General features: G+C 66.4%; 15 protein-coding genes and 1 tRNA gene. 11 read left to right on the top strand and 5 right to left on the bottom strand.

The window, feature by feature from the left end:
- Positions 1-8: 8 nt before the first annotated feature.
- From SCH01S_RS04690 to SCH01S_RS17320, 6 genes are all read left to right on the top strand, one after another.
- Positions 9-85: transfer RNA gene (locus SCH01S_RS04690), tRNA-Arg, on the top strand.
- 348 nt (positions 86-433) lie between these two features.
- Positions 434-832, top strand: a complete 399-nt coding sequence (locus SCH01S_RS04685) for a cupredoxin domain-containing protein (RefSeq protein WP_046347615.1) — start codon at positions 434-436, stop codon at positions 830-832.
- A gap of 20 nt (positions 833-852) precedes the next feature.
- On the top strand, positions 853-1,458 hold the full coding sequence (locus SCH01S_RS04680) for a cytochrome b (protein WP_046347614.1): 606 nt from the start codon (positions 853-855) through the stop codon (positions 1,456-1,458).
- A 63-nt stretch (positions 1,459-1,521) separates the two neighbouring features.
- Positions 1,522-1,758, top strand: coding sequence for a hypothetical protein (locus SCH01S_RS16320; protein WP_157032797.1), 237 nt, complete (start codon positions 1,522-1,524; stop codon positions 1,756-1,758).
- Between the two features lie 531 nt (positions 1,759-2,289).
- Positions 2,290-2,583, top strand: a complete 294-nt coding sequence (locus SCH01S_RS17325) for a manganese efflux pump MntP (protein ID WP_281174957.1) — start codon at positions 2,290-2,292, stop codon at positions 2,581-2,583.
- A gap of 5 nt (positions 2,584-2,588) precedes the next feature.
- The gene (locus SCH01S_RS17320; RefSeq protein ID WP_281174956.1) at positions 2,589-2,822 is read left to right on the top strand and encodes a manganese efflux pump; all 234 of its coding nucleotides are present in this window, start codon (positions 2,589-2,591) and stop codon (positions 2,820-2,822) included.
- Between the two features lie 496 nt (positions 2,823-3,318).
- Here the strand turns inward: SCH01S_RS17320 and trmFO are convergent, their stop codons facing one another.
- Entirely contained in the window at positions 3,319-4,722 is a 1,404-nt protein-coding gene (gene trmFO / locus SCH01S_RS04670; protein WP_046347613.1) for a methylenetetrahydrofolate--tRNA-(uracil(54)-C(5))-methyltransferase (FADH(2)-oxidizing) TrmFO, read from the bottom strand.
- Positions 4,723-4,763: 41 nt separating this feature from the next.
- Here trmFO and SCH01S_RS04665 point away from each other — a divergent pair, with 41 nt between their 5' ends.
- The gene (locus SCH01S_RS04665) at positions 4,764-5,372 is read left to right on the top strand and encodes a lysoplasmalogenase family protein (RefSeq protein ID WP_046347612.1); all 609 of its coding nucleotides are present in this window, start codon (positions 4,764-4,766) and stop codon (positions 5,370-5,372) included.
- Here the strand turns inward: SCH01S_RS04665 and SCH01S_RS16315 are convergent.
- On the bottom strand, positions 5,369-5,665 hold the full coding sequence (locus SCH01S_RS16315) for a hypothetical protein (RefSeq protein ID WP_157032796.1): 297 nt from the start codon (positions 5,663-5,665) through the stop codon (positions 5,369-5,371). The two genes, SCH01S_RS04665 and SCH01S_RS16315, sit on opposite strands and share 4 nt — an antisense overlap.
- Positions 5,666-5,753: 88 nt before the next feature.
- On the opposite strand from SCH01S_RS16315, the gene SCH01S_RS04655 reads away from it, so the two are divergent.
- On the top strand, positions 5,754-6,188 hold the full coding sequence (locus tag SCH01S_RS04655) for a DUF488 domain-containing protein (RefSeq protein WP_046347610.1): 435 nt from the start codon (positions 5,754-5,756) through the stop codon (positions 6,186-6,188).
- A gap of 156 nt (positions 6,189-6,344) precedes the next feature.
- Positions 6,345-6,992, top strand: coding sequence for a PEPxxWA-CTERM sorting domain-containing protein (locus SCH01S_RS04650; RefSeq protein WP_169746355.1), 648 nt, complete (start codon positions 6,345-6,347; stop codon positions 6,990-6,992).
- A 97-nt stretch (positions 6,993-7,089) separates the two neighbouring features.
- Here the strand turns inward: SCH01S_RS04650 and SCH01S_RS04645 are convergent, their stop codons facing one another.
- Complete coding sequence (locus SCH01S_RS04645) at positions 7,090-7,659, bottom strand: peptidylprolyl isomerase (protein WP_046347608.1); 570 nt, start codon at positions 7,657-7,659, stop codon at positions 7,090-7,092.
- Positions 7,660-7,704: 45 nt separating this feature from the next.
- Positions 7,705-10,485, bottom strand: a complete 2,781-nt coding sequence (gyrA, locus tag SCH01S_RS04640) for a DNA gyrase subunit A (RefSeq protein WP_046347639.1) — start codon at positions 10,483-10,485, stop codon at positions 7,705-7,707.
- 313 nt (positions 10,486-10,798) lie between these two features.
- Here gyrA and SCH01S_RS04635 point away from each other — a divergent pair, with 313 nt between their 5' ends.
- Positions 10,799-12,082, top strand: coding sequence for a hypothetical protein (locus SCH01S_RS04635; protein ID WP_046347607.1), 1,284 nt, complete (start codon positions 10,799-10,801; stop codon positions 12,080-12,082).
- Here SCH01S_RS04635 and SCH01S_RS04630 read toward each other — a convergent pair whose 3' ends face one another.
- Positions 12,083-12,580 (bottom strand): Lrp/AsnC family transcriptional regulator, encoded by a 498-nt coding sequence (locus tag SCH01S_RS04630; RefSeq protein WP_046347606.1) that lies wholly within the window; start codon positions 12,578-12,580, stop codon positions 12,083-12,085. It lies immediately after the preceding gene.
- Between the two features lie 149 nt (positions 12,581-12,729).
- Between SCH01S_RS04630 and SCH01S_RS04625 the strand changes: the two genes are divergently transcribed.
- On the top strand, positions 12,730-14,376 hold the full coding sequence (locus tag SCH01S_RS04625) for a sensor histidine kinase (RefSeq protein ID WP_046347605.1): 1,647 nt from the start codon (positions 12,730-12,732) through the stop codon (positions 14,374-14,376).
- Positions 14,377-14,403: the final 27 nt, after the last annotated feature.

Genomic DNA, 14,403 nt, shown 5'->3' with positions numbered 1-14,403 from the left:
GCGCCAACGCACCCATAGCTCAGCTGGATAGAGCGCTGCCCTCCGAAGGCAGAGGCCAGAGGTTCGAATCCTCTTGGGTGCGCCATTTCCGTTTATAGAGTGAGCGCTTCAATCCGCGGTCAACGCGCCGAAGCTGCACTGCGGGGGGCCGCTTCGGGATCGCCTGACCGCTCCCAAGGTTCCGCTCGATCCCGATTTCTACCTCGGCGAGCGATACATGGGGCGCGATCTTGTGATCGAGGAAGGCAGTCTTGGACCACGCTCAATTGCCGTCGGTCGTCCGTCCTTCGGGCAGTCGAAGACCGTACGCTGCAAGCGTCGCGAAATGTGGGAACCTCAGCCTGGGAGCGGCATCCAATACCTGGGCAACCCGAACGCAAGGATCGTTACGCAGCGCGTTGCGGCGGGGACGGTCTCGAAGGGAGCAGGACTGATGCGAACCGCTATCCTGTCCGTATTTCTTTGTGCCCTTCCGCTGTGCGACGCGGCGCTTGCGCAAGCGTCGCCTTCGGGAGCGCGGGAGATCGAGATCGATCTGTCCAGCTTCAAATTCACACCGGCGATAATCAGCCTGCAGGACGGGCAAGTCTATCGCCTGCACTTCGTGAACCGGGCCGATGGCGGCCACGATTTCGTCGCCAAGGCCTTCTTCGCCGATGCCCGGATCGCGCCCGAGGATGCGGGCAAGATGAAGGGCGGCGAAGTCGAGCTGAAGGGCGGCGCGCCGGTCGACGTGATGCTGACGCCGCAAAACGCCGGGAGTTACAAGGTCCATTACTCGCACTTCATGCATTCGGCGTTCGGTATGACCGGCAAGATTATCGTTTCTTGATCGGGAAGGAGAGAAGAGAGATGGCGACCGTACCCGAGGCGACCGATCAGCGAAGTGCGCTGCTGCGCTACAACAACGGCGCGATCACGCTGCATTGGCTGACGGTCGTGCTGGTGCTCGCCCAGCTGTATTTGGGTTTCACCTTTGCCGACATGGAGCGCGGGCCTGCACGGAGCGAGTTGTTCACCTGGCACAAGACGGTGGGCGCGACGATCCTTGTATTAAGCCTGATCCGGCTCGCCTGGCGGCTGATGCACAAGCCGCCGCCCTTTCCCGAGAGCCTGCCGCGCTGGGAACGGATCGCGGCGGTTTGGAACCACCGCGCTTTCTACCTGTTGCTGATCGCACTGCCGCTGACCGGGTTGGCGACGATCTCGGCCGGTCATTCGGGCGTGACGAAGCTGGCCGGCGGCGTCTCCCTCCCGCTGATCCCGGGCCTACCGGTATCCGCCGGCGACGGGCTTGGCACGACTCACATGCTGCTGGTTTTCGTGACGATCGCGCTGGTGGTGCTGCACGTCGGCGCGGCGCTGAAGCATCAGTTTATCGACCATGCTCGTGCGTCCGGACGGATGCCGCCATTCCAGGTGCCCGGCAACGAGCCGGTGGAGGTGCCCCAGCGATAACCAGACCGTTGGCGCAGACCGACGGCGAGTAACACGAGCGGGGACAATGAGAGGAGCACGCATATGCGAAACTATCTTGCGTTCGTCGCACTCGTTCGCGTTGCGTTGGCGTGTACTCCGGCCGTAGCCGCGACCGTGTCCGATCCGTTGGGCGATTTCCTGCCCAGCTATATCGGACCACACGACGCGGATCTCGACGTCCTCAGCTTCTCGGCGAAATTCGACAGCGCTGCGTCGCAATTCCTGCTCGGGGTACGTTGGCGGGGACGATCAATCCTGCAGATCCCGGCCTTTATGTAATCGGCGTGGATGCGGGGGCGGGGGCCATCGCTCCGTTCGCCGACATCGGTCGATTCAGGCCTAAGCCCCTCCTGGTCTGATCTGGGCGCCGCCACGGCGGCGCCTTGTTGTGGTCGCGTGTGAATCCCGCTTTATGAGAGGCGAAGTTGTCCCGAGCTGAGATGGCCAACGAACTGTTGTGCGGCCAAGTCGCGCCTTTGCCGATCTCATCAGGCGCCTTCGACGGCCGACCGGCCGCAGCAGATCGATACCCGGCTCGGTTACCTACTCTTTGATCCGATCGGGGCTGCCTTCGTCTTGGCAATCGGTCCTCAAGAGCTTAGCTGAGCTGCTGTTGGGAAGTAGCTTCCGGCGCGAATTGCCGGGGAGGCGTCAACATACTCGCGCCTTGGGGCGCGTGGCGCGCCGGCGGGACCGTTCCGCTTTGCAAGACCAGCGCGATCCGGGGCCGTGCCGGCCGGACCGGACGCGCGGTTTTGCGTCCGGCGGAGATATGCGTGAGTCTCTGTCCATTGCCGTGCGGCGCTGAGTATGTCCGCCGACGCCTGTGCTGCTGCGATCGGTAGGGGCGCCTCGAAGCGGCCGGGTCCGGTCGAGGCAATCCGAGCCGGGCTTGTATTCGGTCTCGCCGAGAAAATCACGCCGCTGATCGGCTGGGTCTTAGGTGTCGCTGCGGCGGGCTATGTCGCGGCGGTCGACCACTGGATTGCCTTCGCGCTGCTCGCCGTCATCGGTGGCAAGATGGTAATCGAGGCGGCGCTCGATAGCGAGGACAGCGCGGACTCCGCGCCATCCCGATCGCGAAATGCGTTCGGCTTGTCGTGACGGCGTTGGGCACCAGCATCGATGCAGCCGCTGTTGGCGTGACGCTCGCGCTGTTGAACGCAAACATCATCGTCATTGCCCTTTCGATCGGTGCTGCCACTTTCCTGATGTCGACCGCAGGCATGCTCGTCGGCCGCGCGATCGGCGCACGTTTCGGCTCGGTCGTGGAGTTCATCGGGGGCGTTGCCCTAATCGGATTGGGTGCCAAGATCCTGGAGCACACCGGCTATCTCCGCTGACCAATCGCTTGGCGGCTCGGGCTTTGATGGAACATGTTGCGATCCCGTAACAAAGCTTAAGCAGAGGTTAACGGCGCCGGGGTAGACGAGCGACTCGTAGCCGGAGGTCGGTAGTGCAGGATCGCCCGAACAAGCATGCTCGATGGACTTCGGAAGATGACGATGAGCTTCGCCGCCGCTGCGAGGCGGGCGAGTACCTCGTCGATATCGCGAGAGTCCTGGGTCGCTCGCAAGAAGGGTTACGGACGCGCTGCAATCTGCTCGGCATTCCGTGCCGCTCCGCACCCAGCCAGCGGGGCCGCGCCATTGCGGCTGAATGACCTGAAGAACGGGCACAGAATACTGCGAGCAGCAACAGGCCTGACCTACTGATTTCTCGCATTGAGCGGGGGGTTATACGGCTCGCTTTAACGAACAATGAGAAGTTCGGCGCGTGCATGGGCTAAAATCTTGGCGGCCCCACTCACGCCGAGAGCGGCAAGAATCGTGGCGACGATTAAATCGGAACGTTCGTTTCGAGCGAAGTCGAGAAACGATTAGCTCCGAGCTCGTGCTTCTCGACTTCGCTCGAAGCGAACGGGGTGGGGTGACGAGCTACCCACCCTTCCAGATCCCGCCGCGCCCGCGACGTCAGCGCCAGCTTGCGTTCGGCCTTTTTCGACTCCGTTGCGAGCGGCGGGAACAGTCCGAAATTGACGTTCATCGGCTGATAGCTGTCGGCCGCCGCGCCGCCGGTGATGTGACCGAGCAAAGCGCCGAGCGCGGTAGTGGAGGGCGGCGGCTCCAGCGCGTGGCCGGCGAGCTCGGCTGCGGCGAAACGTCCTGCCAGCAGGCCGACGGCGGCGCTTTCGATATAGCCCTCGCAGCCGGTGATCTGGCCCGCGAAGCGGATCTGCGGGGCGGAGCGGAGCCGCAACTGCGCGTCGAGCAGCTCGGGCGAGCGGATGAAGGTGTTACGGTGGAGGCCGCCCAGCCGCGCGAACTCGGCGCCTTCAAGGCCGGGAATGGTGCGGAACAGGCGCACCTGCTCGGCATGCTTCAGCTTGGTCTGGAAGCCGACGATGTTCCACAGTGTGCCGAGCGCATTGTCCTGGCGAAGCTGGACGACGGCATAGGGACGCTTGTCCGTCCGCGGGTCGCGCAGGCCGAACGGCTTCATCGGGCCGTGGCGCAGCGTCTCCACCCCGCGCGACGCCATGACTTCGATCGGCATGCAGCCTTCGAAATAGGGCGTGTCGCGCTCCCAGTCCTTGAACTCGGTCTTGTCGCCGTCGATCAGCCCTTGGACGAACGCCTGGTACTGGTCGCGGTCCAGCGGGCAGTTGATGTAGTCGGCGCCGTCGCCCTTGTCCCAGCGCGACTGGAACCAGGCGACCTCCATGTCGATGCTGTCGCGGTGCACGATCGGCGCGATTGCGTCGAAAAAGGCGAGACTGTCGCGCCCGGTTGCAGCGCCGATCGAGCCGGCAAGCTGCGCAGCCGTCAGCGGCCCTGTCGCGACGATCGCCGGCCCGGCGGGCAGGGCGTCGACCCGCTCGCGCATGATCTCGACATTCGGGTGCGCTGCGAGTGCTGCCGTTACGCCTGCCGAAAAGCCGTCGCGGTCGACCGCTAGCGCGGAGCCGGCGGGCACGCGGTGCCGGTCGCCCTCGCGCATGATCAGCGAACCGAGCGCGCGCATTTCGGCATGCAGCAGGCCGACCGCATTGTTATCGGCGTCATCCGACCGAAAGCTGTTCGAGCAGACCAGTTCCGCCAGACCGTCCGTCTGATGCGCGGGCGTGCCCTCGACGCCTCGCATCTCCGACAGCCGCACGCGAAAGCCGGCTTCGGCCAGCTGCCACGCCGCTTCCGATCCGGCGAGGCCGCCGCCGATGATGTGAATGTCGTGTGTTGCCATGTCGCGTGCGGCGATTAGGAGCGCGGGGAAGGGGAGGCAAGGTGGACGCACTGTTCGTGGCCGCGCTGGTTGCGGGGCTGAGCTATTGGCCGGGATCGCACCTGGCGCTCGACCCGGTTCTGCTCGTCGCCTGGAAAGGTGCCGGCGTAGGGCTGCTCGCGCTCTGGGCGGCGGTGCGGGCGCGTGACGCCAACGGGCGGCTGCTGGCGGCCGTGCTGGCGCTCGGTGCCGCAGGCGACGTGCTGCTGGAGGCAGCGCGGCTGGAGATCGGCGGCGCGGTGTTCCTGGCCGGACATCTGGTCGCGATCTTCCTGTATCTGCGCAATCGACGGCCCAAGGCGGGCTGGTGGCCGCTGCTGCTGGTGCCGGCGGTGGTCGGCGCCGCGGCGTTGCTGCCGGCCGATCGCTCGGCAGCACCGGGCGTAGCGGTCTATGGGCTGGCCGTATCGGCGATGGCGGCGGCGGCCCTGATGAGCCGCTATCGGCTGGCGGCGGTGGGCGCGGTGATGTTCGTGGTATCCGACCTGCTCATCTTCGCGCGGCTGGGGCCGCTTGCGGGGTCGATCGTGCCGAGCTTGCTGGTGTGGCCGCTCTATTTCGGCGGCCAGGCACTGATTGCCTGGGATGTAGGTGGACGGTGGCGGCCTTAGCCGGCGACCCGGCGGGCGAGCGCGAACACGGCAAGGGCGACCGGAAGCAGCACGATCGCCCAGATCAGCAGGTTGCACACGCGCACGAAGGTTGGCGATTCATCAAAGCTGACATCGTCCTCCACCGCAGGCTGCTGGCGGCGAAGCTGGTCTTCCGCTTCAAGCTTGGCGAGATGACGTCGGGCGCGGTCGAGTTCGCGCTGGAAAGCCGACGGGCCGGACGGTGAGGGAAAGCCCGGCCCCTCCGGAGCCGACGAGCCCGAATGCAGATTGGCGGCAGGAACTTTCCCCAAGCGGTCCTCCCTATGATTCCCCTGTTCTTTCAACGAGTGTGGCACAGGATGTATCCTGCGGAAAGAGGGCGTTGGACAGGAGACCGGGATGCGCGTGTTCACGATCGGCTATGAAGGAGCGACTGTCGACGAGGTGCTGGCGGCGCTGGCGCGGGCCGGGGTGGCGCAGGTCGCCGACGTGCGCGCGATCGCAGCATCGCGCAGGCCGGGGTTTTCGAAGACATCGCTCGCCGCCAGTCTGGCCGAAGCGGGGATTGGCTATCGTCACCTGCGCGCGCTCGGCACGCCCAAGCCCGGCCGCGATGCGGCGAAGAAGGGCGACCGCGCGACCCTAGAACGCGTCTATGCCGGCCAGCTGGAGCTTCCCGAAGCGCAGGCCGAAACGGCGGCGCTGGAGGGGATGATCGCAGACAAGCCGACCGCATTGCTGTGCTTCGAACGCGATCCGGCAATGTGCCACCGCACGCTGCTGATCGCTGCCGCATTTCCGAATGCGGAGGTGGTCGACCTGTTCGCGGGCTGAAAAGGCCAAGTAAAGCAGCAGGCGACTGCAAGCGGGAAGAGTTAACGTGCCGTATGGAGACGGTTTGAAATAGTTAGGTTAACGCGTTCGTAAGCAGGCTTCATGCGCGGTATGAGTCTCGCACCAGATTGGACTGCGTGTGAGAAGGGGTTGAGCATGAACGGGTCTGTTGCTTTTGCGGCCGGAGCGATGGCTGTTGTCCTCGCGTTGCCGGCGTCGGCGACCACGACGGTGTCGTTTCACGGTGGATCGGGCGCGCTGCCCGCCAACGCCAGCATCATCGAGGATTTCGAAGGGTTCGCGCCCGGCACGCCCGGCGGAGCAATCGGACCAAGCGCATTCGTCTACAACGACAGCGTGAGCGGCCAGTCGGCACGCCCGGCGTTCGGCAGCACGGGCAATTTCGCTTCGGTGCTGACCGGCGGCGCCTATACCGCGGACTTCGGGCCGACCAAGGCGTTCTCGTTCGTGCTCGGGTCGCTCGACACCTACAACACGCTGACGCTGAAATATGAAAACGGCACCAGCCAGGCCTATATCGGCGGCCAGATCATCAACGATCTGAACTTCCCCAGCGGCAACCAGATCAGCGGCGAAACCAATGGCGTCGTGACGTTCACGGCAGCGGCCGGCCCGCGCATCGTGGGGGCCGTGTTCCAGTCGTCACAGAACTCGTTCGAGTTCGACAATCTTGCGACCGGCGCGGTGCCGGAACCTGCGACCTGGGCGCTGATGATCGGTGGCTTCGGATTGATCGGCGCGGCCTCGCGCCGGCGCAATCGCCCGGTCGTCACCTACGCCTGAACCATCACCAAGGGGGGTGAAGGAAGCGCCGCCGGCCCTGAACCGGCGGCGCTTTTTGCTACTGCCAGGATAGCCCCCGGCGTGCACCTCGGCCGCTCTACTGGATGCGCTTTGCCGAGATGATCGGGATGCGCTGCTTGATGACCTGGTTCTTCATCGCGCCGCGGCCGCGGCCGATCCAGGTCGGGGCGGCAAGGATCTTCTTCACCACGCCCATGCCGCTGACGACGTGACCGAAGGCGGCGTAGCCGGGATATTGGCCGCGCGCATCCAGCGAGGGCTGGGCGCCGACGCAGATGAAGAAGTCGCCCATCGCGGTGCCCGGCGCGTTGCGCGCCATCGATATGGTGCCGTCGAGATGCTTCAGGCCGGTCTTGCTGGTCGGCTCATGATCGATCGAAAAGAAGGCGCGGCGCATATTGTGATCGATGCCGCCCTGGATCAGTCCGAATTGCGGCGCCGAAGGCGAGCGCGCGGCGCGGTAGAAATCGGTGCCGTCGAACTTCCCCGCCTCGACATAGTGCAGGAAATTCTTGGTCGTGATCGGCGCCTGCTTTTCGGCGAGCTCGACCACGATCGTGCCGAGCGTGGTCTTGATCGCCACCCGCGGCGCGGCGAGCGCAGGGGTGGCGACAAGGGCGACGATCAGGGTGAGCAAACGCAACATGAGCGGATCGCAATAGCCTTTCGAATCTGAACGAACTCAGACCCGTTAAGAGACGTCGGGATCAGGTGACGGAGAGCCGTCCTCCTCACCCGAGGCCAGGTCCTCGCCCACCGTCGCGCCGGGTTCGGGCGCGATATCGCGATTTTCCTCGAAAGCATCCTCTTCCTCGCTTTCGTCGATCTTCGCCGCGGCCACGACATGTTCGTCGTCGGCCACGTGGAAGAGGCGGACGCCCTGGGTGTTGCGGCCGATCACGCGAATATCGCCCACGGTCGTGCGGATCAGCTTTGCCTGGTCGGTGACGAGGATGATCTCCTCGCCGTTCTTCGCCGGGAAGCTGGCGACCACGTCGCCGTTGCGCTCCGACATCACGATGTTGGTGATGCCCTGGCCGCCACGGTTGGTGCGGCGATATTCATAGGCGGAGCTGCGCTTGCCATAGCCGTTGGCGGTGACGGTCAGGATGAACTGCTCCTTGTCCGCCATTTCGGCGAACCGGTCGGCGGACAGCGACGGCTCGCCATCCTTTTCGGCCTTCCACGGCGCGAAGCGGAGATAATCCTCCTTCTCTTCCTGGGTCGTCCCGGCACGCTGCAGGATCGAAAGGGAGATCACTTCGTCTCCCGCTGCAAGGCTGATGCCGCGCACGCCGGTGGCGGTGCGGCTCTGGAACTCGCGCACCGCCGTCGCCGGAAAGCGGATCGCCTTGCCCCCGCGTGTGGCGAGCAGCACGTCGTCACCTTCGGTCAGCAGCTCGACCCCCACCAGCCGGTCCGAAGCATCGCCGTCCTCATCCTCGCCGAAGCGCATCGCGATCTTGCCCGCCGTCGGGATGTTCTTGAACGCATCCATGGAGTTGCGGCGGACAGTACCATGCGCGGTCGCGAACAGGATGTGGAGATCGCCCCAGCTCTCCTCGTCTTCCGGCAGCGGCAGCACGGTCGTGATCGTCTCGCCTTCGGCAAGCGGGAGCAGGTTGACCATCGGCCGCCCGCGTGTCGCCGGGCCGCCTTCGGGCAGGCGCCAGACCTTCTTCCGGTAAACGCGGCCGAGGGTCGAGAAGAACAGCACCGGCGAATGGGTCGAAGTCACGAACAGCTCAGTGACCGCATCCTCATCCTTGGTCGCCATGCCGGCGCGGCCCTTGCCGCCACGCTTCTGCGCGCGGAAGGCATCGAGCGGCGTGCGCTTGATATAGCCGCCAAGGGTCACGGTCACGACCATATCCTCGCGCTCGATCAGGTCCTCGTCCTCGATGCCGTCGAAGGCGGGAGCGATCTCGGTCTTGCGCGGGGTGTCAAACTCGGCGACGACAGCCTCGAGTTCGGTGCGCATGACCGCGTAGAGCTTCGCGCGGTCGCCAAGGATCTCGAGCAGCGCGCCGATGCTGGTCGCCAGCTCCTGCAACTCGCCGCCGATTTCGTCGCGGCCGAGCGCGGTCAGGCGATGCAGGCGCAGGTCGAGGATCGCGCGCACCTGGGCGTCAGAAAGACGATAGCTGTCGCCCTCCACCTCATGCTCGATCGCCTCGACCAGGCGAATATAGGGCGCGATTTCGGCGATCGGCCATTCGCGGTTGAGCAGCGCGGCGCGCGCTTCGGCCGGGCTTGCCGAGGCGCGGATGATCCGCACGACCTCGTCCAAGTTGGTGACCGCGATGACGAGGCCGAGCAAGATGTGCGCCCGGTCGCGGGCCTTGGCGAGCTCGAATTTCGACCGCCGCGTAATCACTTCCTCGCGGAACTTCACGAAGGATTCGATGATGTCGCGGAGGTTCAGCAGCTCCGGCCGGCCGCCGCGGATCGCGAGCATGTTGGCGGAAAAGCTCTGCTGCGCCGGCGTGTGGCGCCAGAGCTGATTCAACACCACGTCGACCTGCGCGTTGCGCGCCAGGTCCAGCACGATGCGGACGCCGAGCCGGTTCGATTCGTCGCGGATGTCTGATACGCCTTCGATCCGCTTGTCCTTGGCGGCCTCGGCGATGCGCTCGACCAGCGCGTTCTTGCCCTGCTGGTAGGGAATTTCGGTCAGCACGATCGAGCGGCGGTCGCCCCGGCCTTCCTCGATCGTGTGGCGCGAGCGGACGATCACCGATCCGCGGCCGGTGGTGTAGGCGTTGCGGGCACCGCCCTGGCCAAGGATGATCGCGCCGGTCGGGAAGTCCGGGCCCGGCACATACTGGATCAGCTCTTCGGCGGTCAGCGCGCCATTGTCGATGAAGGCGAGGCAGGCGCGGACGACTTCGCCGAGATTGTGCGGCGGGATATTGGTCGCCATGCCGACGGCGATGCCGCCGCTGCCGTTGACCAGCAGGTTCGGGAATCGCGCGGGAAGCACCTGCGGCTCACGTTCTGAGGCATCGTAATTGGGCTGGAAGTCGACCGTGTCCTTGTCGAGGTCTTCCAGCAGGGCGTTGGTCACCTTGGCCAGCCGCGCCTCGGTGTAGCGCATCGCCGCCGGCTCGTCCGGGTCCATCGATCCGAAATTGCCCTGGCCGTCGACCAGCATCACCCGCATCGACCAGTCCTGCGCCATGCGCGCCAGCGTCATGTAGATCGCGGCGTCGCCGTGCGGATGATATTTACCCATCACGTCGCCGACGATGCGGCTGCACTTGCGGTACGGCCGGCCGGCGACATAGCCCGCCTCCTGGCAGGCATAGAGGATGCGGCGGTGAACGGGCTTCAGCCCGTCGCGCACGTCGGGAAGCGCCCGCGCGACGATCACCGACATCGCATAGTCGAGATAGCTCGACTTCATTTCGTCGACGATATTGACGGGTTCGATGTCGCTGGACGGGGCAGAAGGCGGCGGCAGAGTGGCCAAGTTTCGGTTCCGGTGATTGCTGATGGGGCGCAGGATGCGCCGGATCACATTGTCCTAACGGGGCTGCGCCGGAAACGCCACCCCGCGCGCACGCGTACGCGCGAGGGAGCTGTGGACAATCGTCCGCATCGCATCGCGCCGGAGCGGTAACGTGGTGGCCCGACTGCGTCAAAACGGGTTCAAGTCGCGTTCAGTGGCGGAACGCCAAATAGGCCGTCGATCCCGCCGCTTGTCCGGCGGTGGGCCGAAGTATAGGGGGGCGATGAGCGACCGTGATCGCGCGAGATGTCCCCCTCGAGAGGAGAGAGTTGGAATGAAGGTTTCGAAACTGGCGCTTGGACTGGCGCTGGCCGCCGGCTTCGGCATGGCGAGCCCATCGCTGGCGAAGGACAAGAAGGACGCTGCAGCGGCGCAACCCGCGGCCTGGGCGCCCAAGCTGGACAAGGGATTCCGCAACGCCGCTGCCCCGCTGCAGAAGGCGATCCAGGCGAAGGATTATGCGACCGCGCAGACGCTGCTGCCGGCGGCCGAAGCCGCGGCACAGTCGCCCGACGAAAAGTTCGTGCTCGGCCAGTTCAAGCTGCAGATCGCGACCGGCACCAATGATGCCGCCGCCCAGGCGACGGCGGTCAACGAAATGATCGCCTCGGGGTCCGGCCCCGCCGACATGAAGGGCCAGCTGCTCTTCTACCAGGGCCAGTTCGCGTACAAGGCCAACAACTTCCCGGCGGCGATCCAGGCGCTGAGCGCGGCGCAGCAGGCGGGGTATGCGCCCAAGGACGCGAACGGCCAGCCGACGCAGGATCTGAACCTGCTGCTCGCGGAATCCTACTTCAAGACGAACCAGGTGCCGCAGGGCCTGGCCGCGGTCGACAAGGCGATTCAGGCCGAAAAGGCCGCAGGCCGCAAGCCGCCGCAGGAATGGTACGGCCGCGCCGCTTCGATGGCCTACAAGGCAAAGCTGATGCCCGAAGTGGCGAAGTGGACCCGCGCCCAGGTGCTCGAATATCCGTCGCCTGAAAATTGGCGCAGCGCGCTCGTCATTTTCGGCGACGCCAACCATTTCGACGACCAGACCCAGCTGGACCTGATGCGCCTGCAGCGCTTCGCCGGCGCGCTGTCGGGCGAACGCGACTATTACGAATATGCGGTGCTGGCCGACAAGGTCGGCCTGCCGGGCGAGGCCCAGGCCGTCGTCAACGAAGGCAAGGCCAAGGGCGCCTACAACGCCAGCAGCAAGGCCGTGAGCGACATCGGCACGGCCGCAGGTGCCAAGGTCGCGGCCGACAAGGCCTCGCTGGCCGCGGCCGAGAAGAGCGCCGCCTCGGCGCCGACCGGCAAGGCCGCGCTCGGCACCGCCGACGCCTATTTCGGCTATGGCGACTATGCGAAGGCGGCCGCGCTGTACAAGCTGGCGCTGCAGAAGGGCGGCGTCGACGCGAACACCGCCAATCTGCGGCTCGGCATGGCGCTTGCCAAGGCCGGCCAGCCCGCTGAAGCGAAGCAGGCGCTGGCCCAGGTGACGTCCGGCCCGCGCGCCGAACTCGCCCAGTTCTGGACCCTGTGGGTCGATCAGAACGCGGGCAAGGCCGGCTGATCAGTCGCGGTCGAACGAAGGAGCAGCCCCGGCGATCGGAACGCCGGGGCTGTCTTTCGATGTGCGGATGGTGAGCGAGGTCTTGACGCTCGCCACATTGGGGGCTGTGGTCAGCTCCGAGGTCAGGAAGCGCTGGAACGACTGAAGATCGGGCGCGACGATCTTCAGGATGAAGTCGATCTCGCCATTCAGCATGTGGCATTCGCGCACGTCCGGCAGGCCGGCGACATGCTCCTCGAATGCGCGCAGTTCATGCTCGGCCTGGCTCTTCAGGCTGACCATTGCGTACACGGTGATGCCATAGCCGAGCGCGGCCGGATCGAGCCGCGCATGATAGCCCCGAATCACGCCCGCCTGTTCGAGGCCGCGCACGCGGCGCAGGCAAGGCGGCGCGGTCAGCCCGACCCGGGCGGCCAGATCGACATTGGTCATCCGTCCGTCCTCCTGGAGCGCGGACAGGATTTCGAGATCGACCGAATCGAGCGACTGGGCCGGCATACGCAATACCTCGCGAGAAGCTGAGGGGCGGCTTATAATATAATTACGGCCGCTCGCAATTGTCTCACTTTGCTACGGCAATTTTTCAGGCCTGTCGGTCGGGTCCGGGCCGCGCTATCCCGTGCATCGGGGTGGAGGAAAGGGCTCAGGTGCGATTCGACGACAGGCTTGCGACGGCGCTCGGCCAGCCGGCGGACGTTCCCGCCGCGCGGCAGGTCGTCTGGCGCCAGCTCGTCGACCTGCTGAGCCAGGGGGACGACGAAGCTTCGGAGCTGCGCGACCTGGCGTTCGAACGGCTACGGCAGTGGCGCGGGGAGGTGCCGATCATCGGCCGCCAGAGCGCGGCGATGCTGCTGCTAGGCGACCAGCCGGTCCCGACCGATCTGATCGAATTCTTCGCCGAAGACGCGACGGTCGTGTTCGCGCCGTTGCTGGCCGGGGTCGAGCTGCCCGGCAAGGTGTGGCGCAAGCTGATTCCGCGTCTTTCGCCGGTTGCCCGCGCACTGCTCCGCCACCGCCGCGACCTGCCCAACGGCGCTCTCCGGGCACTCGAGGCGTTCGGGCCGGCAGATCTGGTCATCGAGGGTCCGGCGGCGCCCGAGCTGCCGCCTGAACCGGAAGCGGCGCACGAGGAGCACTATGCGGCGCCCGACATCCGCGAGCTGCGCGCCCGCATCGACGCGTTCCGGGAACGGCAGCTCCACGCCGAGCTGACCGAGCAGACCGAATTCAGCTTCGAGACCGGCGCCGACGGCGTGATCCGCTGGTGCGACGCCGCGGCGCGCGGTGCGATCGTCGGCCTGTCGATCGCCGATGCGGCACCTGGACAGGCGCACGGGGTGGACGGGCAAGCAGCGGGCGCGTTCCGCCGGCGTGCGCCGTTCCGCGACGCGCGGCTGACTGTCGCTCGTGCGGGCCCGGCCGGGGGTGCCTGGTGCATTTCCGGAGTGCCGAGCTTCGACGCGGCGACGGGGCGCTTCACCGGCTATCGCGGGACCGCGCGCCGGCCGCGCGTTGGCGAGCGCGCCGAAGACGTCGGGCTGCTTGGCTCCGCGCTGTCCGGCGATTCGCTGCGGCAGCTCGCGCACGAGGTTCGCACACCCCTGAATGCGATTGCGGGCTTTGCCGAGATGATCGAGCGGCAGATGCTCGGGCCTGCGCCGCGCGCCTATCGCGATCGCGCGACCGCGATCCTTGAGGAAACGCAGCGCCTGCAGGACGTGCTCGACGACCTGAACGAAGCGGCGCAGCTCGACGGCGGGGTGCCGCCGCTGGCCGCGGAAGAAGTCGATTGCGCGATGCTGCTGGCGCGCGTGACGTCCGCGCTTGGACCGCTCGCCACCGATAAGAAGGTGACGATCGCGCTGGCGATCGCCCCCCATTGCGCGTCGGTGATGATCGATCCCGGCGCGATCGAGCGGATGGCGACGCGACTGGTCAGCGCAGCGATCGGGCTGGCGCGCCCGGGCGAGCGGATCGCCGTCGAGCTCGCACCTGGGGACGGGGCGAAGCCGGAAACGCTGCTGGCCGTCGAACGGCCGGCCCTTGTTACAGGCCAGGACGAGGCATCGCTGTTCGAAGCCTGCGACATCGCCGGCGAGGAGGAAGGCGCACCGCCTCTGCTCGGCCTTGGCTTCACGCTCAGGATGGTGCGCGGCGTCGCTCGCAGCGCCGGGGGAGACCTGGCGATCGCGCCGGACCGGTTCCGCGTGCGCCTGCCGGCGGTCGCCGTGCAGCATGCGCCCCGCCCGGCAGAGCACGCTGCCTGCTCGCCGGGTGCCGGGCCGCTTGCCTAGCCGCCCATCGCTCCGCTATCGCGCGCC

The sequence above is a fragment of the Sphingomonas changbaiensis NBRC 104936 genome (assembly GCF_000974765.1).
Taxonomy (GTDB): domain Bacteria; phylum Pseudomonadota; class Alphaproteobacteria; order Sphingomonadales; family Sphingomonadaceae; genus Sphingomonas_B; species Sphingomonas_B changbaiensis.
This window is presented reverse-complemented; position numbering and strand designations above follow the sequence as displayed.